This is a genomic window from Stenotrophomonas sp. UBA7606 (assembly GCF_002477705.1).
GTDB lineage: Bacteria > Pseudomonadota > Gammaproteobacteria > Xanthomonadales > Xanthomonadaceae > Stenotrophomonas.
The window spans coordinates 1-19,499 of the sequence record NZ_DLJW01000110.1; the positions used below are offsets into that span (position 1 = coordinate 1).

The following is a 19,499-nucleotide window of genomic DNA, read 5'->3' on the forward strand; positions in this document are numbered from 1 at the left end:
ACCACGCAGCTGATGGCCGACTCCAGCCACGGCGCCACCAACCTGTATATCTGCGCCTTGATCGGCCTGGTACTGACCGGCCTGATCGTCTGGATCACCGAGTACTACACCGGAACCCAGTACAAGCCGGTACAGCACGTGGCGCAGGCCTCGACGACCGGCCATGGCACCAACATCATCGCCGGCCTCGGCGTATCGATGAAATCCACCGCGCTGCCGGTCATCGCGGTATGCGTGGCGATCTGGGCGGCGTTCCACTTCGGCGGCCTGTACGGCATTGCGATTGCCGCCACGGCAATGCTGTCGATGGCCGGCATGATCGTCGCCCTCGACGCCTACGGGCCGATCACCGACAACGCCGGCGGCATTGCCGAGATGGCCGAACTGCCATCGGACATCCGCGACATCACCGATCCGCTGGATGCGGTAGGCAACACCACCAAGGCCGTCACCAAGGGCTATGCGATCGGTTCGGCGGCATTGGCGGCGCTGGTGCTGTTCGCCGACTACACCCACAACCTGCAGATCGCGCATCCGGGTGAAACCTTCGCCTTCGACCTGTCCGACCACACGGTGATCATCGGCCTGCTGATCGGCGGACTGATCCCCTATCTGTTCGGTGCGATGGCGATGGAAGCGGTCGGCCGCGCGGCGGGCGCGGTGGTGGAAGAAGTGCGCCGCCAGTTCCGCGACATCCCGGGCATCATGCAGGGCACCGCCAAGCCGCAGTACCACAATGCGGTGGATATGCTGACCCGCTCGGCGATCAAGGAAATGATCCTGCCCTCCCTGCTGCCGGTGGTGGTACCGGTGGTGGTGGGCCTGTTGCTGGGCCCGAAGGCGCTGGGCGGCCTGTTGATCGGCACCATCGTCACCGGCCTGTTCGTGGCGATCTCGATGACCACCGGCGGCGGCGCCTGGGACAACGCGAAGAAGTACATCGAGGATGGTCACTTCGGCGGCAAGGGCAGCGAGGCGCACAAGGCGGCGGTAACCGGCGATACGGTCGGCGATCCCTACAAGGACACCGCCGGGCCCGCCATCAACCCCCTGATCAAGATCATCAATATCGTGGCCTTGCTGCTGGTGCCGTTGTTGTAATCGAAACCAGGCGCGCCCTGCCCCCCTCTCCCCAACCCCTCTCCCGCAAGGGGAGAGGGGCTTTCACACTGCAATTGCAGGGGGTGCCGCCATTTGTCAGAAGCTGAGCCCCTCTCCCCTTGCGGGAGAGGGGTTGGGGAGAGGTGGGAATGGCACCACTCCGAAAACACCTAAGTGAATGTTTTTATTGAAAATTAAAAAAGAGAGCCCGCAACCCGCCTTAGCCATTGGTCAGGCTTGATGCGGCGCAATAAGCTGACGCGTAGAATGGGCGTTTTCCCCAAACACTACGATTCGGAGTCAGCGCAATGGGCCTGAAACTGGTCTCGCCGGGCAAGAACCCGCCGGAAGAAATCAACGTCATCGTCGAGATCCCGAAGGATTCGGAGCCGGTGAAGTACGAAATGGACAAGGAAAGCGGCGCGATCTTCGTCGACCGCATCCTCTCCACCCCGATGCGCTACCCCTGCAACTACGGCTTCGTGCCGCAGACCCTGTGCGGCGACGGCGACCCGGCCGACGTGCTGGTGGTGCTGCCGCTGCCGCTGGTCCCGGGCTCGGTGGTGCGCTGCCGTCCGGTCGGCGTGCTGAAGATGAGCGACGAGGCTGGCAGCGATGAGAAGATCCTGGCCGTGCCGGTCGCCAAGATCTTCAATGGCTATGCCCACGTCGAAGACATCAACCAGGTGTCCAGCCACTGGCTGGAACGCATTGGCCACTTCTTCGAGCACTACAAGGACCTGGAAAAGGGCAAGTGGGTCAAGATCGAAGGCTGGGGCAACGCTGCCGAAGCCAAGCAGATCCTGACCGACGCCCACAAGACCTTCCTGGCCAAGCAGGAAGAGGAAGTCTGATCCAGGCCTACGGGCACCGTAATAGACGTCAGCGCGCAGCGACAGGCATCACGTTTCGCCGGTGCCGTGCATGACCGTTTTACAGCGATTGGATACATTGACAGGCCGGTAACCCGGCCTGTTTTTGTGTGCGCTCGTGGGTTTTTTCTAGGGGAAGTGTCTTGCGAATCCTGTTAATCGGCGGCGAAGCCGAACTGTCTGCCGAACTGCTCGAATACATCGGTGATCTGGGCGATGAATGGGAGGTGCAGTCCGTGCCCGACGGCAGCGCCGCGATCGTCGCTGTCGCCTCGGCGACCATCGACGCCATCATCGTTGCGCCGCTGCTGCCCGACCTGGCCCCGGCCACCCTGCTCGGCCAGATCCGCACCCTGCGCCCGGAAACCATCCGTATTGCCCTGATCGATGGCAACAACCCGCAGCGCGCGCCCTCGGCACGCATCATCGGCGTCGCCCATCGCTTCCTGCCGCTGCCACTGTCCCCGGAAGTCCTGCTGGAAGCACTCACCAGCCTGGAAGAACTGCGCGAGCTGCTGGACAGCCCGCACCTGCGCCAGGCCATTGGTCGCATCGAGAAGCTGCCCTCGCCGCCGCACCTCTACCTGAGCCTGATGCACGCCCTGGAAGAAGACGAGGAGAGCAACGCAGCCGAAATCGCCAAGCTGGTCGCTGCCGACCCGGCGATCGCAGCCAAGGTGCTGCAGCTGTCCAATTCGGCGTTCTTCAACAACGGCCGTGCGATCTCCGACCTGCGCGGCGCGGTCACCCGCCTGGGGCTGTCCACGCTGCGCGACCTGGTGCTGGCCAGCGAGGTCTTCGCCCTGCCCGGCGTGTCCGGCCCGGAGCGCAACGCGCTGCAGACGCGGGCCCTGATGGCCTCGCGGCTGGCAGCCAGGCTGCTGCCGGCTTCCAGCGCCGAGCTGGGGGCCACGGCGGCCTTGCTGGCCGATATCGGCCTGCTGCTGCCCGGCGTGCGCGACGAACGACAGCCCGCCGCCGAAGATGACCCGCGCCCGGGCCACGCCGAGGCAGGCGCCTACCTGCTGGGCCTGTGGGGCCTGCCGATGCCGATCATCGAGGCGGTCGCCTTCCAGCTGCAACCGGGTCGCTCCAACGTCCGCAGCTTCTGGGTGGCAGGGGCCGTGCACGTCGCCACCGCGCTGGCGGCCGGCCATGCGGTCGATGAGCAGTACCTGGCCAACGTCGGCATGTTGCCCAAGCTTGAGCAATGGCGCGAGCAGGCCGAGAACCTGCTGGAGATCAGCGTCGAAGCCTGAGGCCCCTGCCAACCAACAGATACGACAACGGCCGCTTCCGCGGCCGTTGTCGTATCTGCAGCGGCCAAAGCACCGGCATGCAGGCTTCAGGCACGCGAACGCACGCAACAGAAAAGGGGTGGGCCGCAAGGCCCACCCCTTCTTGTTGCTTCAGCGTACTTCGATGGATCAGAAGCGCTGGGTGTACTTCAGGTACACGTAACGACCGATATCGAAGCCGCCGTAGTAAGCGAAGTCGCTGTTCGGTGCCGAGTACTGCAGCGCACCGCGGTGGTTGAACACATTGTTCGCACCAACCGCAATGGTGGCGTCCCACGGAGCCTTGTAGCTGACCTGCAGGTCGTGGAAGGTGTTCGAACCGGTGGTACGCAGCGGTGCCCACTCGCCGTTCTGGTAACGGTCGGGCAGATCACACCAGCCATCGGCCGTCGAGATGCAGTCTTCCTTCATGCCGGAGTAGTAACGGGCGGTGTAATTGACACCCCAGTCACCCTTCTCCCAGTTCACGCCCAGGTTGGAACGCACACGGAAGATGCCCGGCGAGCCCACGAAGCCACTGGTGATGTTCTCACCGGCGGAATTCTGGTTCTGCTCATCGTACTTGGCGGTATAGGTGGTCTGCCAATCCAGGCTGATCTGGCCGATTGCCAGTTCCGGCAGACGGTACTTCACGCCCAGGTCGTAACCTTCGGTTTCCATCTGGCCCAAGTTGGCCAGGCCGTAGAACAGCTGGCTGATGTGGCCATCCGCCTCACGCACGATACCTTCGCAACGTGCGGAATTACCCAGCACGTAGCAGTCGCGCAGGATGCGGTCGACGCTGTCGGAGATGATCATGTCCTTGATCTGGTAGTTGAACCAGTCAAGCGAGATATCCAGACCCTGCACCCAACGCGGGCTCCAAACCAGACCAACGGTCTTGCTCTTGGAGGTTTCCGGCAGCAGGTTCGGGTTGGAACCGGAGATGAACTGGTCCGGGGTAGCGCACGGCCAGGTGGTGCACGGGGTCAGACCCTGGCCCAGCTGGACGTAGGTCGGAGCAACGCCTGCAGCCGTACAAGCGGCATTGCCGGCCACGCTACCTGCAACGTCAACGGAGCAGGGATCGGTGTACTTCTCGAAGCTGGAACCCAGGCCGCCGTACAGGTTGTCGACGGAGGGAGCACGGAAGCCTTCGGCATAGGTACCACGGACCAGCAGTTCGTCCAGCGGACGCCAGGTGATGCCGAACTTGCCGTTCACGGTGTCACCGAAGTTGCTGTAGTCCGAGTAACGGCCAGCAACGTTGACGGTCAGCTCCTTGGCAAAGGCCATGTCAGCCAGCACCGGGATGTTCAGCTCGAGGTAGACCTCATCCAGCTCGTACTTGCCGTTGGTGGTGGTCTGGCCCAGGCCGGTGTACTCGCCCGACTGCATGAAGGCATCCGGCACGAAACGGCCTTCTTCTTCACGGTGTTCCACACCAATCGCGAAGCCCAGATCACCAGCCGGCAGGGTCACGATGGAACCGGCCAGGTCAGCGGTGAACGAGGTGGTCTTGGTCACGCCGGTGGTGGTGAAGGACGGGAACAGGAAGTTCTGCAGGTCCTTGTTGTCCAGCGAGCCCGGGCCAGCAACGCCGGCCGGCAACAGCGGGTTCCAGGCGTAGCAGCCTTCGATCGGATTGGCAGCGGTGCCACAACGGGCAACGCCATCAGCATCGACAAAGGACTGGCCCAGCGCCTGACGTGCCGCGATCAGGCTCATGTCGCCGTGGTTGGTCTTGGTCGACTCGTTGCGGTTGAACAGCGCGCCAACGTTCCAGTCGAAGGACTTGCCGGCGAACTCGAAGAAGCCGCTGACGGTCGGCGCAAAGCGCAGGGTCTTCAGCTTGCTCTCGGTGGTACGCGGCATTTCCCACAGGCGACGACGGAACTCGACGTCCTGGCCGATCGGGTTGAACGCGCTGTCAGCCGACAGCGGGGTGCCGAACGACTGCGACTGGTACGGGTAACCAGCGATCTGCTGATCGGTGGTGCGCTCGTTGTACAGGATGTCGGCGTTGAACGAGATGTTGTCGGTGAAGTCGTAGTTACCGTTCACATAAACCGACTTACGCTCGATGCCGGTCTGCAGCATCATCTGCTGGTTGGCATTGGCATACTCATCCGCGGTCAGCGGGTGGTAGTCGTTCGGGTTGGTCGGATCGCCGCCCGGGTTCAGGGTCTGCCAGATCGGGGTCGGCTTGCCCTTGGCCGGCTTGCAGTCGCCGAATACGCGCGGGTCGCACCACACGCCGTTGGGACCGATCGGGCTCAGATCACCTGCGGTGGTGTTCGGGCCCTTGCCGCCGTCGCGCGAGAACCAACGGTCCGTCGCCATCACCGGATCCTGCTTCGAGTATTCAGCAGACAAGGTGATACCACCACGCTCGCCTTCCGAGCCCATGGTGAAGGAGTACTGGTTGGTTTCGCCGTCGCCTTCGCCGTACTGGCCGAGGTAGACCTGGGCTTCAGCACCGTCGAAACGCTTGCGGGTGATCACGTTGACCACGCCGGCGATCGCGTCCGAACCGTAGATGGCCGAAGCGCCGTCCTTCAGGACTTCGATACGCTCGATGGCCGACATCGGGATCTGGCTCAGATCCTGGTAGCCGCCCGAGGTAGCGCCAAGGCGCTTGCCGTTCATCAGCACCAAGGTGCGGGTTGCGCCCAGGTTGCGGATGTCGATGTAGTAACCACCCACGTTCTCGCCCGAAGCCAGGGCTTCCGAACGCGAGATCGCCGGGGAACCGGCAGAGGTCATGTTCTGCAGCACGTCGGCGACCGAGGTGAAGCCCTGCTTTTCCAGGTTCTCACGGCTCAGGGTCAGGATCGGCTGCTGGGTTTCCATGTTGGCGCCGCGGATACGCGAGCCAGTGACTTCCAGGCGGTCCAGGGTGGTGGCGCCGGCAGCAGTTTCCTGCGCCGAGGCGAAAGCCGGGGTCAGGGCAATGGCAATGCCGGCCGGGAGCAAGCCCAACCGCACTGCAGAATTACGAAGCTTCATCAATCTCTCCAAAGAGCTAAACAAACGACAAAGTTAGCGGTGTGTTAAACACCCCTGAACGTTACGTTCGTACCGCCGCCTTGGTTTTGCCTGAGCCGTCCTTAGACTTTGCCGAGTCTGGCTTCAACGCTTCGGGCATGTCGCGATAACGGGTTGCCGAGGTGCCAAAACGCGCGCGGAAAGCACGCGCAAAGCTGCAGCAGTTGTCAAAGCCGCTGGCCGAGGCCACTTCACCAATCATCATGTCGGTATCACGCAACAACATGGCCGCGCGCTCCAGGCGCAACCGTGCCGACAAGGACTGCGGGCTCTCTTCATACAGACTCTGGAAGGTCTTGGACAGGTACCAGCTGGAGAAGTTGGTCAACTCGGCCAGCTCACCAATGCGTACTACCCGGTGGCTATTGCCTTCCAGATACATGCGCGCACGTTGCATGCGGCCAAACACCTGGCGCTTGCGGATGCGCGAGCGGCCGGGGCAACGCTGCACATTGCCCAGCAACTCGCGCTGCAGCGAAGCAAGATGCAGCAGCAACGGGCGCAGCTGGTGGATGGTGCCGCCAGGTTCCTGGGCCTCGCGCCACAGGCGCAGTGCCAGCCGCGCCTCACCCAGGCTCATGCGGCCACGGCCGGTGAACACATTGCAATCCAGCGTGCCAAGCATGCGCAGGGCATCGGCATCCAGGCTCACGCCCACGCAGATGCCATCACGGCCGGCCTGGATCAACGGCCGCGATTCCTTCTCGAACGCAATCCATTCGCGCTGCCGCAGGCGGAACTTGCCTTCCTTGGATTCGACCCAGGCACTGCCACGCAGTTGCAACCAGATCGTGAACACCGTGCCGGAGGTCTGCAGGCTGCCCAGCCGCGCCACGCCCACACATGCCGGGCGCGGGCCATCGTCCGCCTTCTCGAACGAAACCGACTGCCCGCGATCCACCCAGGAAACCTGCCGCATGCCACTCACCATCATTTGCCTTCAATGGCCGAAGGTTTTGCCAAATGTGGCGATCGCTATCAGGAAAGTCTGGCGAGATCCCTACGAAATCTTCCCGAGCGGCATCCGAAAGAATTACGAAAGCATTTTTCCCAACCAGGGCAACCACTTGGCCACGCCGATGAGGCGGCGCGGCGGACGCGCCGGGATTCGCATCACGCCGATATCGCCCCCGTCCGCCACCACAAAAGCGACGTAGGCCGCGTCCCCGGACGGCGACAGGCTGAAGCCATTGCCTGAACTGAAGCGCTGGTCATCCAGGCACTGGCTGGCACCGTCGCCATCAATGGAGCTGAGCTGGCTGGTGCAGGTGTTGCCGATGTGCAGGTACTCCACCGCGCCATTGGCCGCCACCGCCCAACTACGGTAACGCCAGCGGCTGGGCACCTCGGCCTGCACCGGCTTGATGCTGGCCGCCGCCAGATCCGGCGCAACCTGCCATAGGCCACCGCTGGCCAGACGGGTGAACAGCAACCTGTTGCCTGTCACGTCGAAGCGCACCTGGGACGCCCCTTCCAACGTAGCCACGCGCTTCCACGGTGTCTGCGTACGGTCGAACAGGGACAGCTGCATGCGCTGCGCGTCATCGCGCTCGATCACCCACAACCTGTCCGCTTGCGGCCCATATATCGCCTGCAATGGCTCGTTCACCGGCACCGGCAACCGTTTCCAGTGACCTTCCTCAGGCACTACCTCGTAGATACCCGGCACACCTTCGCTGTCACGGCCACTGACCAGCAGGCTGCGTGAGTCCGCCGACCAGGTCATCGGCTGGCGCGCTTCGGGGCGCAGGCCTTCGATCATCTGCAGCGTATCGGGGTGCCCTACCCGCCCCCACCACACGGCAAATGCACCCGAGCGGTCGGAGGTGAAAGCCAGCTGTTTGCCGTCAGGCGCGATCATCGGCTGCCCGTCGCGGGCAGAGGAGGCAAACAGCCGCTGCGGCGCCACGTCGGCACTCCCCAACGGCACCTTGAACAGCGCCACCTGCGGCTGGTCACGGGTAAAGGCCAGATTGCCACCATGACGGGAAGCGGCCGGGCTCTGGGCATCGTCCAGCCCCATGTCACGCAGCACCCCGCTGCCCACGTCCAGGTGGTACAGGCGTGACTCACTGTCCACCCGCCTGCCAAATACCATTTCGCCCGCTACAAGCCAGGTCCAACCGCGGATCTCGGCAGCATCATTGGTCAGCCGCCGCGCATTGCGGCCATCGGCGTCCATCACCCACATGTCGCCGACCTGCGGGTTGCGCACAAAGCCGATCTGCCTGCCATCCGGCGAGTAACGCGGCGCGTAGTCAAAATCGTCGACGCCCTTCGCATAGGCGATGGACGACCAGCGTCCCGAATCCAGTTCCAGCAGGCGGATGCCGGCGCTGGCATAGCGCCCCGTCATCGAACCGAATAGCAACCGGCGCCCATCATTGGACCAGTCAAAGCTCAGCATGTCGGTACCATCGCAACGGGTCGCTCGGCGTGGATTACCCCCCGTCGCAGACACCAGCAATACCTCGCAGGCACCATCGGGATGGAAGCGCGCAAAGGCAATCTGGCGGCCGTTCGGCGACCATACGGGGAAGCGGTCGGAAACCCCTTCCGGTGCCGGCAACAGGCGGCTGGCGGTGGCATTGCCGGTACTCTGGATCCACAACGAGGAGCGCGTGGCGTCCTCGCGTGCAAATACCACCAGTGAACCGTCGGGTGACAGATTGGGCTGGGTTTCGTAAGCGGCGGTGGAGGTGATCAGCCGATAGGGCCGCTGCGGGCTGCCCAGCACCCGTGAACCGCTGGCGGTATTTGCCACCACACCGTCGATCGCATCGGTGGCAGCAGCGTTGTGCCACAGCAACCATGCCATCAACACGGTACTGAGCAGCAGGCCTACACCGATGGCCCACAGCACATACCTGCGCAACCGCCGCTGCGTGCTGCGCATCGATACAGATGCCGTCGGGACGGGGGCCATCGCTGACGCAGGTTCTTCCAGGCCCTGCAGTTCCGTGGCCTGCGGCTCCTGCTCCCAGGCCACGGGCACCAGCAGGCGATAGCCTGTCTTGGCAATCGTTTCTATATAAGGTGTCGCCTCATCACCGCCGGCAAAGACCTTGCGCAACTGCGTGACCGCCTGGGTCAGCACGTCATTGGTCGGCAAGGTATCCGGCCACACTTCCGCGAACAGTTCGTCGCGCGTCACCACCTGCCCGGCACGCCGCGCCAGCACCAGCAGAACGCCGACGCTCTTGGGAGTTATGCGATGCACTTTGTGCGTATTGGGCGCGTGGACCTCCCGCGAGGAGAGCACCACCACACAGTCACCAATACGCAGCCGATCGGTGGCTGGGGTCTGGGTATCGAAGCTGGACATGGACGATCAAACAAAAAACCGCGCTGGACACATCCCGTGCCCGGTCCCGCGCCACGCGCCGAACCGCCAGAATCCGCAAAAGGCATCAACGGAAGAAGCAAATGTTTCTACTGGAACCGATATTACTCTATCGCTGTACCCACGCGCTTGCGCATGGAAGACAACAGGCTCTCTCTCGCCGACGAATTCACATAATTCGCTACAAAATTCGCGCCGTATGGCGCGATTTTTTTATCTAGCGTTCAGTTTTCTCTGCTTTGTAAATGGTCAGGCCCACCAGCCGCGAGACCACCAAAGCAACGTACATCACGCCTGCAAACTGCTCCAGCATCACCAATGCACGTGCCTGCGGATGCACCGGCACGACATCACTCAGACCAACGCCAGAGAGCAAGCTGAAGCTGAGATAAAGCAACTCCACCCAGCTTCTGAAATCGCCCTCGCTGGTGGCAACAAAACTGCCCGGGTAGAAGTGCTGACAAACTGAATACGCGAACGCAAACGCCCAGGCCAGCAGGGTGAACGTTGCTCCCGCGGCAAACAGTTCGTCCCGCGTCACCTTGTGGTCCTGCAGCATGTAGGCGATCAGGCTGCAGGTTGTGTAGAAATACAACAGGCATTCGAAAATCTGTGCGACGGCGGTCAGTGAGTAGCGCTGCAGCAGGGCCCCCGCCACCGAAAACACCACCGCCGGTATGGCCAGGGTAAGCGCCAACCAGATACCCAGCGGACTGCGACGCACCACCCATACCGCCAAGCCCAGTACGGCCATGCCGAAAGCGCCGAACAATGCCCGCCCTGCCGGCATGTGCTCCATGGCCGGGTAAAGCAGCACCCCCAGCAGCTGCACGGCAAGCAACCACGCTGACGGGTGCTTGCGGGCCAGCACCAGCCATCTCAAACGTGTCTGCATGCAGGCGGTCCTTGTGCGTACTCAGCGGTCCGTGGCGACGGCGTATGGCGTCAGTTGGAAGCAGCACCGGCACGGTAGGGATAGCTGGCGAAAATGGCGGCCACCGCCGCATCGATCTTTTCACCTTGCTTTGCCGGGTCAAAGCGACCCACGGTGCCTACCGCAACACCTTCCCATACCAACTGCTTGCGACGTACATCGACCACATCCACGTTGAGCGTACCCTCGGTGTACTGGCGCACATCGGTACGGTCACGCCAGTAGGGCACCGCGACATAACTGCGGGCGCGATAGCTGTAGTAGTAGTCGTAATCGACCTCGGGCATGGTGGTTACCCGGGTCTTGTCCTGCAGGTAGGCGTTGAGGTTCACCCACAGGTCCGGGTTGGCTTCGTCAAACCGATAACCGCGCGACTCCATCTGCATGCGCACCGCGGCGCGGATGCGGTTGCTGGTGATGGTGGTATAGCCGTGCTGCTCAAGCGCCAGCGGGGTGAAGAACGCAAAACTGCGGTAGCGCGAGAAATCCGCACTGGGATCGGCCTGGCTGGCCACGCGCGGCGTGCTGGCACAGGCGCCCAGCAGCAGAACCAGCATCAGCATGACGAAACGGGAAACGACACGAACTTTCATGGCGGCTACCCCTGCGTTGGATGGCAGAACGCTAGCACGAGCCGGGCTATTGCGGTGTCAAGCGCGGCGGGGGAACCGAGCCGCCGATTCCGCCGCCGCCCGGCTCATCCGGCCCGGTAGACCTCGCCGCCCTCGGCCAGGAACTGCGCGGACTTTTCGGCCATGCCCGCCACCAGCGCCTGCGCCTCGTCAACCCCCTGCTCGGCCGCGTACTCGCGCACGTCCTGGGTGATCTTCATCGAACAGAAATGCGGGCCGCACATCGAGCAGAAGTGCGCCAGCTTGTGTGCGTCCTTGGGCAGGGTTTCATCGTGGAACTCCTTGGCTTTCTCCGGATCCAGGCCCAGGTGGAACTGGTCCTCCCAGCGGAACTCGAAGCGCGCCTTGCTCAGTGCGTTGTCGCGAACCTGTGCGCCGGGGTGGCCCTTGGCAAGGTCAGCGGCATGGGCGGCGATCTTGTAGGCCATGATGCCGTCACGCACGTCCTGCCGGTTGGGCAGCCCAAGATGTTCCTTGGGCGTCACGTAGCAGAGCATCGCGGTGCCATACCAGCCGATCATCGCTGCACCGATCGCACTGGTGATGTGGTCATAGCCCGGCGCGATGTCGGTGGTCAGCGGCCCGAGGGTATAGAACGGCGCTTCGCCGCATTCGTGCAGCTGCTTGTCCATGTTCTGCTTGATCAGGTGCATCGGCACATGCCCGGGACCTTCGATGATGGTCTGCACATCGTGCCTCCAGGCGATACGGGTCAGTTCACCCAGCGCTTCCAGTTCACCGAACTGGGCGGCGTCGTTCGCATCGGCAATGCAACCCGGGCGCAGACCGTCGCCGAGGCTGAAGGACACATCGTAGGCCTTCATGATCTGGCAGATGTCTTCGAAATGCGTGTAAAGGAAGTTTTCCTTGTGGTGCGCCAGGCACCATTTGGCCATGATCGAACCACCGCGCGAGACGATGCCGGTCACCCGCTTCGCGGTGAGTGGCACGTGGCGCAGCAGCACCCCGGCGTGGATGGTGAAGTAGTCAACGCCCTGTTCGGCCTGTTCGATCAGGGTGTCGCGGAATATCTCCCAGTTGAGCTCCTCGGCACGGCCATCCACTTTCTCCAGCGCCTGGTAGATCGGCACCGTGCCAATCGGCACCGGTGAGTTGCGCACGATCCACTCGCGGGTTTCGTGGATGTGCTTGCCGGTGGACAGGTCCATCACCGTGTCGCCGCCCCAGCGGATCGCCCACACCAGCTTCTCCACTTCCTCGGCGATACCCGAGGACACCGCGCTGTTGCCGATGTTGGCGTTGATCTTGGTGAGGAAGTTGCGGCCGATGATCATCGGCTCACATTCGGGATGGTTGATGTTGTTCGGCAGTACCGCACGCCCGCGCGCGATCTCGTCGCGTACGAACTCCGGCGTGATGAACTGTTGGATGTTCGCACCAAAGCTCTGGCCCGGATGCTGCGCCAGCAGACCGGCATCGCGTACCGCGTCCAGCCGCTGGTTCTCGCGGATGGCAACGTACTCCATCTCCGGGGTGACGATACCGCGGCGCGCGTAATGCATCTGGGTGACATTGGCGGCGCCAATGGCACGGCGCGGCAATGCGCGGCCCGGGAAGCGTACCGCATCGAGCCGGGCATCGTGCTGGCGACTGCGCCCGAACGCGGAACTGAGCCCGGCAAGCTGCTCGGTATCGCCACGTTCTTCGATCCAGCGCGACCGTACTGCCGCCAGCCCGGCGGCCAGATCGATGTTGGCCTGCGGGTCGGTGTACGGGCCGGAGGTGTCGTAGACCGTAACCGGTGGATTCTCCTGGCCACCGAACAAGGTCGGCGTGCGGGTCTGCGCGATCTCGCGCATCGGCACCTGCAGGTCCGCGCGCGACCCGGCAACGAAAATCTTGCGCGAGCCGGGAATCGGCCGGGTCACCGACTCGGAAAGTTGCTGGGCCTGTTGCTGCAGGCTGGGCTGTGCATTCATGGGCGTTCGTCCTGTCTGTCCGCACGCGGGGTGCGAAGGCCACGCGAGGGATTCGCATGACGGAACGAAGCGAAGGCGCACGCCACCGGGCCCTGGCCCATCACGGGCACATCGACTGGCAGCACACAAAGCTTCCCTACGCCGGTATGAACCGGATCAGGTTCGAAGGGTATGTCTCAACCGCGGCCCAAAGGCTGCGGTACCCCCGCTTCGGGCGGCATTAGACCATAAAGCCGCGATCACAGGGCGATGCGGCGCGGCGGCGTCGGCTAACAGAACCGTGACATGCGCTTGCGTACCATCCAGAGGCGGCGTGGGGCACCCGCTGGCGACGTCCTGGCACACTTCCAGCACCCGCTGCCCGGTCTCTCGCCGGCGTTCTGCAAGCGCTTGCGCGCTGCCCTGGATCCTTCCTGCCGGAGACGCTCCTTCATGGTGTTTCGTGTTTCCATCGCGCTGGTCGCGGTACTGGTGCTGATCGCCGGCCTCGCGCCCGGTCCGTTCAATGACGTGGTGCAGGCCACGCTGGCACAGGTCGTGCGCGGCGCTGGCTGGATGTACCTGTTGATCGTGTTCCTGACCTTGAGCTTTCTGCTGTACCTGGCATTCGGGCGCTTCGGCAACCTGCGCATCGGTGGTGAGGATGCCGAGCCGGATTTCTCGCGTGGCAGCTGGCTGTCGATGCTGTTCTCGGCCGGGATGGGCATCGGGCTGGTGTTCTGGGGTGCGGCCGAGCCGATCTCGCATTTCGTCACACCGCCGGAAGGGCTGCCGCCGCAGAGCATGGACGCGGCAAGGGCCGCGATGCGCTATGCATTCTTCCACTGGGGCCTGCATCCATGGGCGATCTATGCGCTGATCGGCCTGGCGATGGCCTGGTTCCAGTACAACCGCAACGGTCGCGGCTTGGTCAGTGACATGCTGCAGCCGGTCATCGGCCGCCATCATCGCGGCGCAGCCGGCAAGCTGGTCAACATCGCCGCAGTGGTGGCCACTGCGATCGGCGTGGCCACCACGCTGGGCTTTGGCACCATCCAGATCGCCGCCGGCCTGCAACGGGTATTCGGCCTGCGCGCCGATGTGCCCCTGCAGCTGACCGTCATCGTGGTGGCCTTCGTGCTGTACATGATATCCACCACCAGCGGCGTGGAGCGCGGCATCAAGTGGCTTTCCAACTTCAACCTGGCACTGGCCGCCCTGCTGCTGGCGGCCGTGCTGGTGCTCGGCCCGACCGGCTTCATCTTCGACACCTTCACCACCACGCTGGGCTCCTACCTCAACCAGCTGGTCACCATGAGCCTGCGCATGTCGCCGTTCTCCGGCAGCACCTGGGTGGCCGACTGGACCATCTTCTACTGGGCGTGGTGGATTGCGTGGGCACCGTTCGTCGGCGCGTTCATCGCCCGCGTATCACGCGGGCGCAGCGTACGCGAGTTCGTGGTCGGCGTGGTACTGGCCCCCACGCTGCTCGGGTTCCTCTGGTTCTCGGTGTTTGGTGGCACGGCATTGTGGTCACAGCTGTTTGGCCATGCCGACCTGGTCCAGGCGCTGGGCAATGGCTATGAGACGGTCCTGTTCACCCTGTTCGACAGCCTGCCCGCGCCACTGCTGCTGTCCGGGCTGGCACTGGTGCTGCTGATGATCTTCTTTGTCACGTCGGCCGACTCGGCCGTGCTGGTCCTGGCCAGCATGTCCACCGACGACGCCGGTGATCCACCGCTGTCACGCAAGCTGGTGTGGGGCGTGGCAATCGCACTGATCGCCGCAGTGCTGCTGCTTGCCGGCGGCCTGGATGCGCTGCAGGGCATGATTACGATCGCGGCCCTGCCCTTCGCCGCGCTGATGGTGCTGGTAATGGTGTCGCTGTACCGCGTGCTGGACGCCGAGTACAACCGCCAGCGCCGGTTGGCGCAGCGCGCACGGCATCTGATCGAGGCATGGATCGAACGCGAGCAGGCCGCGCAGGAGGATGCACGCGCCGAAGCCTCGCGCAATGTCGGCGGGGATTGAGACAGCGCAGGCGCTACCATGCCTGCCCCTCTGTCCGCCGGCAGCAGGAGGCAGCGGCACCAGCATCACCTGAGCTTCCTCGGGCGCCGGACTCAGTAGCCCGCCGCCTGCCCGTCCTTGCGGCTCTCCGAGGCACCGTAGTACACACCGGTTTCCGGATCACGCATGATCGCCTGGTAACCACCGTAGGGGCCATCGGCAAACGTTACCCGGTGCCCCTTGCGCATCAGGCCACGCACGGTTTCCCAGCTGAAGCCGGTTTCCAGGTTCACTTCGCCGCCATCACGCATCGCCACCGCCTGTCCGGTCGGCTCGGTGGAACCCTCGTGCTGGATACGCGGCGCATCGCCGGCCTCCTGCAGGTTCATGCCGAAATCCACCAGGTTCATCACGATCTGCGCATGCCCCTGCGGCTGCATCGCGCCGCCCATCACGCCAAAGCTGGCAAACGGCTTGCCGTCCCTGGTGATGAAGGCCGGGATGATGGTCTGGAAGGGGCGCTTGCCCGGCGCGTAACCATTGGGGTGATCCTTCTGCAGCACGAACATCTCGCCGCGATCCTGCAGGATGAAACCCAGCCCCGGCGGCGCCATGCCACTGCCCATGCCGCGGTAGTTGGACTGGATCAACGAGACCATCATGCCGTCGCCATCGGCCACGGTCATGTAGATGGTGTCCCCCTCCTGCAACTGTTTCGGCGTACCCGGCTGCGCTTCCTTCAAGGCCTTGTCCATCGAGATCAACGCACGGCGCTGTGCGGCGTAGTCCTTGGAGATCAGGCGCTGTACCGGGGCCGGGGAAAATGCCGGATCCGCATAGAAGCGGGCACGGTCGGCGAACGCCAGCTTTTTTGCTTCCACGAACAGGTGGATGTGTTCGGCGGAACCAAACGGGATGTTCGAGAAGTCGTAGCCTTCCAGCACGTTGAGAATCTGCAGGGCGGCGATTCCCTGGCTGTTCGGCGGCAGCTCCCATACGTCGTAGCCACGGTAGTTGCTGCTCACCGGCTCCACCCACTCGCCCTGATGTGCCGCCATGTCCTCATAGCTCAGGTAGCCACCATTGGCCTTGAAGTAGTCACCGATGCTGCGGGCAATGGCCCCCTTGTAGAACGCGTCGCGGCCGCCGTCGGCGATCTGCTGCAGGGTATTGGCCAGGTTGGGGTTGCGCCACAGCTCGCCCTTGCGCGGCGCGTGGCCGTCGATGGTGAACTGCTCCTTGAAGCCAGGGTACTGCGACAGCTTGGGCACCGAGCGGTCCCAGTAGTAGGCGATCACCTCGGCCACCGGGTGGCCGTTGCGGGCATAGGCGATGGCCGGGGCCAGGTTGTCAGCCATGGGCTTGCGGCCGAATCGCTCATGCAGCGCAAACCAGCCATCCACCGCACCGGGCACCGACACCGGCAGCGGCCCGGTGGCCGGGATTTCCTTCAAACCCCGGCGCTGGAACTCGGCCAGGGTCAGCGAACGCGGTGACCTGCCCGAACCGTTGTAGCCATAAAGTTTCTGGCTGCGCGGATCCCACACGATGGCGAACAGGTCACCCCCAATGCCATTGCCGGTCGGCTCCATCAGACCCAACGCGGCATTGGCGGCAATGGCCGCATCCACCGCCGAGCCACCACCCTTCATCACGTCCAACGCCACCTGCGTGGCCAAGGGCTGCGAGGTGGCAGCCATGGCGGTCGGTGCGATCACCTCCGAGCGCGTGGCGAAGTCGTAGCCGGTGACGCGATCCGCCGCCACCGCTGTAAAAGGAACGGACAGCAGGCTCAACAACAGCGTCGTACGCAACATGGTCGGTACCGGCAGGCAGGAGTATTGACGATAACCCGCCCCTGCCCGCGCCACCATGTGCCCTTCCGCATGCCTGCGGGCAGGGGCTGCGCGGCGAGTTGCTGTCAGCCCCCTGTGGGCCTCAGATCGTCGCCGACAGGTGCACCGGCGCCGCCCGCACGACGCTGCCCAGCGCGCTTATCTGTTGCAGCAGGCGCTGGGTTTCCTGACAGGGGTCCAAGCCCAGGTCACTACGCAGGAAAGCCTCCAACCGCTGGTAGGCAGTCAGCGCCTCACAACTGCTGCCATTCCCGGCATGGGCGCGCATCGCCCGCTGCACGTGCGCTTCATTCCAGGGATCGCGGCGGCTGAGCGCATTGGCCAGATCGATGGCCGAATCCCAGCGCGCACGTTCGATCATCTGGTCGCAGCAACGCTCCACCGAACTGATCAGCTGCACCTCCAGCATCTGCCGCGTGGTCTGCAGCCAGGCCTGGAACTCAAGGTCGGCGATGTCCTCCATGCCATCCAGGAAGATCCGCTGATCGCTCAGCAGATGGATGGCATCGCAGGGGGCCTGTACCAACACATCCACGTCGAACAGGATGCGCTCGCCCCGCAGCAGGCCCACGCTGCCACGCTGGATCTGCAATACCTCCGGGCCAAACTGCTGGGTACAGTAGCGATTGAGGTTGCTGAGCACCTGGCGCAGATTGGTCAGCGCGCTGGTCTCGCCCAGGTTCGGCCAGAACAGGGCCGCCAGGCTGGCGCGCGAATGCATGCGGTTGGGTTCCAGCGCCAGGTAGCCCAGCAATGCCCACCCCTTGCGATAGATCAGCGGTGCCGGCAGTCCTTCGCCATGCCCCATCAGCGGGACGATGCCCGCCAAGGCCGCACCCTTGCTGGCACCGCAGCGATCAGCATGTACCTGGGCCGGCATCTGCTTGTACATCTTCTCCATGGGAACCCTCGGTCCGGCCCCGGTTGCAGGGCCTGTTACTGATAAAACCGGGAAAAGCGTCGCAATCCAATCACGCTCTCCCAAAAAAATTGCAACCCGGTCCAAAACCACGATTTCCGCGCACTTGTGGCCGTCGCCGCCCCTCCGTCATTGCGGTTTCAACCGTAACCATGCTTATGCAGCGCGGGTTGTCGGGTTTTTGCCGGCAATCACACCTGCAAGCGTTGACACCACGTCAACAGGGTGTTTATCTCGACCCATGCTGCAACGCCACAACGCCACCGCTGACCTGACTTCGACCCCGGCCCACGCCGTGGCCTCGATTCTTGTACTCGTACTTATTACCGAGCCAACAGGTGCGGGGCAGACTGGCGCGTAACGTAAAGACAGCCAGATTCGACTAAAGACCCCGCGCCGACCCCGGTGCGGGGTTTTTCGTTTCCAGCTTCTATTTCATCTGAAACCATGTACCCAACCACTGACACCACGAACAAACACACCGCCAACGCTGCCTGCGGCAGCGCTGCCGCCTGCATGGTGTCTGCCCCGCCCGCCCCGGCCGCTGCGTCCTGACGCAACGGCCGTTTTTATTTCTGCATGTCTCTCTTGATCGCAAGGAACCCAAGCACCATGAGCACCAACGAACTGCCCCAGATCAAAATCGCCGTCGTCGGTTACGGCAGCCAGGGCCGCGCCCATGCCATGAACCTGCGTGAATCCGGCTTCGACGTGATTGTCGGCCTGCGCGCTGGCGGCCCTACCGAGGTCAAGGCACAGGCCGATGGCTTCACCGTCAAGACCCCGGCCGAAGCGGTCAAGGACGCCGACCTGGTCGCCGTGCTGACCCCGGACATGGTGCAGAAGAAGCTCTACAACGAGGTGCTGGCACCGAACATGAAGCAGGGCGCCTGCCTGCTGTTCGCACACGGCCTGAACGTGCATTTCGGCATGATCGAGCCGCGCGCCGACCTGGACGTGGTGCTGGTCGCGCCGAAGGGCCCGGGCGCACTGGTCCGTCGCGAGTATGAAATCGGCCGCGGCGTGCCCTGCATCTACGCGGTCTACCAGGACAAGAGCGGCAAGGCCGAGCAGTTCGCGCTGGCCTATGCGGCTGGTCTGGGCGGCGCCCGCGCCAACATCATCAAGACCACCTTCAAGGAAGAGACCGAAACCGATCTGTTCGGTGAGCAGGCCGTGCTGTGCGGTGGCGCTTCCTCGCTGGTCCAGGCCGGCTTTGAAACCCTGGTCGAAGCCGGCTACCAGCCGGAAATCGCCTACTACGAAGTGCTGCACGAACTGAAGCTGATCGTCGACCTGTTCTACGAAGGCGGCATCACCCGCATGCTGGAGTTCATCTCCGAGACCGCGCAGTACGGCGATTTCGTCAGCGGTCCGCGCGTCATCGATGCCTCGGTGAAGGCCCGCATGAAGGACGTGCTGACCGATATCCAGAACGGCACCTTCACCAGGAACTGGGAAGCCGAGTACGACGCCGGCCTGCCGAACTACAGGAAGTTCCAGCAGGCCGACATGGAACATCCGATTGAAAAGGTGGGCAAGGAGCTCCGCGCCAAGATGGTTTGGCTGCAAGCACAGAACGCGTAAC

Annotated in this window: 13 protein-coding genes and 1 riboswitch; of the genes, 5 read left to right on the plus strand and 8 right to left on the minus strand. The window is 63.6% G+C overall.

What is annotated here, in order from left to right:
• From B2527_RS13650 to B2527_RS13660, 3 genes are all read left to right on the plus strand, one after another.
• Positions 1-1,101 (plus strand): sodium/proton-translocating pyrophosphatase (locus B2527_RS13650; protein ID WP_293714371.1); only part of this gene is annotated, 1,101 nt, incomplete at its 5' end.
• Positions 1,102-1,409: 308 nt separating this feature from the next.
• Entirely contained in the window at positions 1,410-1,955 is a 546-nt protein-coding gene (ppa, locus tag B2527_RS13655; RefSeq protein WP_293714372.1) for an inorganic diphosphatase, read from the plus strand.
• Positions 1,956-2,116: 161 nt separating this feature from the next.
• Positions 2,117-3,232 (plus strand): HDOD domain-containing protein, encoded by a 1,116-nt coding sequence (locus B2527_RS13660; RefSeq protein WP_293714373.1) that lies wholly within the window; start codon positions 2,117-2,119, stop codon positions 3,230-3,232.
• Between the two features lie 168 nt (positions 3,233-3,400).
• Here the strand turns inward: B2527_RS13660 and B2527_RS13665 are convergent, their stop codons facing one another.
• The 6 genes from B2527_RS13665 to thiC all read right to left on the minus strand — a co-directional run bounded on the left by B2527_RS13665 (position 3,401) and on the right by thiC (position 13,147).
• Positions 3,401-6,259: a TonB-dependent receptor plug domain-containing protein gene (locus tag B2527_RS13665; protein ID WP_293714375.1), complete on the minus strand. Its 2,859-nt coding sequence runs from the start codon at positions 6,257-6,259 to the stop codon at positions 3,401-3,403.
• 61 nt (positions 6,260-6,320) lie between these two features.
• Positions 6,321-7,217 carry a helix-turn-helix transcriptional regulator gene (locus tag B2527_RS13670; RefSeq protein WP_293714377.1) on the minus strand — a complete coding sequence of 299 codons (897 nt, stop codon included), beginning with the start codon at positions 7,215-7,217 and terminating at the stop codon, positions 6,321-6,323.
• A gap of 114 nt (positions 7,218-7,331) precedes the next feature.
• Positions 7,332-9,623 carry a winged helix-turn-helix domain-containing protein gene (locus tag B2527_RS13675; protein ID WP_293714379.1) on the minus strand — a complete coding sequence of 764 codons (2,292 nt, stop codon included), beginning with the start codon at positions 9,621-9,623 and terminating at the stop codon, positions 7,332-7,334.
• 235 nt (positions 9,624-9,858) lie between these two features.
• Positions 9,859-10,536, minus strand: a complete 678-nt coding sequence (locus tag B2527_RS13680) for an ion channel (protein WP_293714381.1) — start codon at positions 10,534-10,536, stop codon at positions 9,859-9,861.
• Positions 10,537-10,586: 50 nt separating this feature from the next.
• The gene (locus tag B2527_RS13685) at positions 10,587-11,168 is read right to left on the minus strand and encodes a DUF4136 domain-containing protein (RefSeq protein WP_293714383.1); all 582 of its coding nucleotides are present in this window, start codon (positions 11,166-11,168) and stop codon (positions 10,587-10,589) included.
• Positions 11,169-11,272: 104 nt separating this feature from the next.
• Positions 11,273-13,147, minus strand: coding sequence for a phosphomethylpyrimidine synthase ThiC (thiC, locus tag B2527_RS13690; RefSeq protein WP_293714385.1), 1,875 nt, complete (start codon positions 13,145-13,147; stop codon positions 11,273-11,275).
• Between the two features lie 115 nt (positions 13,148-13,262).
• Positions 13,263-13,364, minus strand: a riboswitch (TPP riboswitch).
• Between the two features lie 215 nt (positions 13,365-13,579).
• Between thiC and B2527_RS13695 the strand changes: the two genes are divergently transcribed.
• Positions 13,580-15,157 (plus strand): BCCT family transporter, encoded by a 1,578-nt coding sequence (locus tag B2527_RS13695; protein WP_293714387.1) that lies wholly within the window; start codon positions 13,580-13,582, stop codon positions 15,155-15,157.
• Positions 15,158-15,249: 92 nt separating this feature from the next.
• Here the strand turns inward: B2527_RS13695 and ggt are convergent, their stop codons facing one another.
• A complete protein-coding gene (gene ggt / locus B2527_RS13700) occupies positions 15,250-16,953 on the minus strand; it encodes a gamma-glutamyltransferase (protein WP_293714389.1) in 1,704 nt (567 codons plus the stop codon).
• A gap of 121 nt (positions 16,954-17,074) precedes the next feature.
• Positions 17,075-17,893, minus strand: coding sequence for an AfsR/SARP family transcriptional regulator (locus B2527_RS13705; RefSeq protein WP_293714391.1), 819 nt, complete (start codon positions 17,891-17,893; stop codon positions 17,075-17,077).
• 630 nt (positions 17,894-18,523) lie between these two features.
• Between B2527_RS13705 and ilvC the strand changes: the two genes are divergently transcribed.
• Complete coding sequence (gene ilvC, locus B2527_RS13710; RefSeq protein ID WP_293714393.1) at positions 18,524-19,498, plus strand: ketol-acid reductoisomerase; 975 nt, start codon at positions 18,524-18,526, stop codon at positions 19,496-19,498.
• The last annotated feature ends 1 nt before the right edge of the window (position 19,499 follow it).

What these genes read in the sequence shown, in the direction of transcription:
- B2527_RS13670 (WP_293714377.1), bottom strand. Translation starts at nt 7,217, where the DNA reads ATGCGGCAGGTTTCCTGGGTGGATCGCGGGCAGTCGGTTTCGTTCGAG.
- thiC (WP_293714385.1), bottom strand. Translation starts at nt 13,147, where the DNA reads ATGAATGCACAGCCCAGCCTGCAGCAACAGGCCCAGCAACTTTCCGAG.
- B2527_RS13665 (WP_293714375.1), bottom strand. Translation starts at nt 6,259, where the DNA reads ATGAAGCTTCGTAATTCTGCAGTGCGGTTGGGCTTGCTCCCGGCCGGC.
- ilvC (WP_293714393.1), top strand. Translation starts at nt 18,524, where the DNA reads ATGAGCACCAACGAACTGCCCCAGATCAAAATCGCCGTCGTCGGTTAC.
- ggt (WP_293714389.1), bottom strand. Translation starts at nt 16,953, where the DNA reads ATGTTGCGTACGACGCTGTTGTTGAGCCTGCTGTCCGTTCCTTTTACA.
- B2527_RS13705 (WP_293714391.1), bottom strand. Translation starts at nt 17,893, where the DNA reads ATGGAGAAGATGTACAAGCAGATGCCGGCCCAGGTACATGCTGATCGC.
- ppa (WP_293714372.1), top strand. Translation starts at nt 1,410, where the DNA reads ATGGGCCTGAAACTGGTCTCGCCGGGCAAGAACCCGCCGGAAGAAATC.
- B2527_RS13685 (WP_293714383.1), bottom strand. Translation starts at nt 11,168, where the DNA reads ATGAAAGTTCGTGTCGTTTCCCGTTTCGTCATGCTGATGCTGGTTCTG.
- B2527_RS13695 (WP_293714387.1), top strand. Translation starts at nt 13,580, where the DNA reads ATGGTGTTTCGTGTTTCCATCGCGCTGGTCGCGGTACTGGTGCTGATC.
- B2527_RS13675 (WP_293714379.1), bottom strand. Translation starts at nt 9,623, where the DNA reads ATGTCCAGCTTCGATACCCAGACCCCAGCCACCGATCGGCTGCGTATT.
- B2527_RS13680 (WP_293714381.1), bottom strand. Translation starts at nt 10,536, where the DNA reads ATGCAGACACGTTTGAGATGGCTGGTGCTGGCCCGCAAGCACCCGTCA.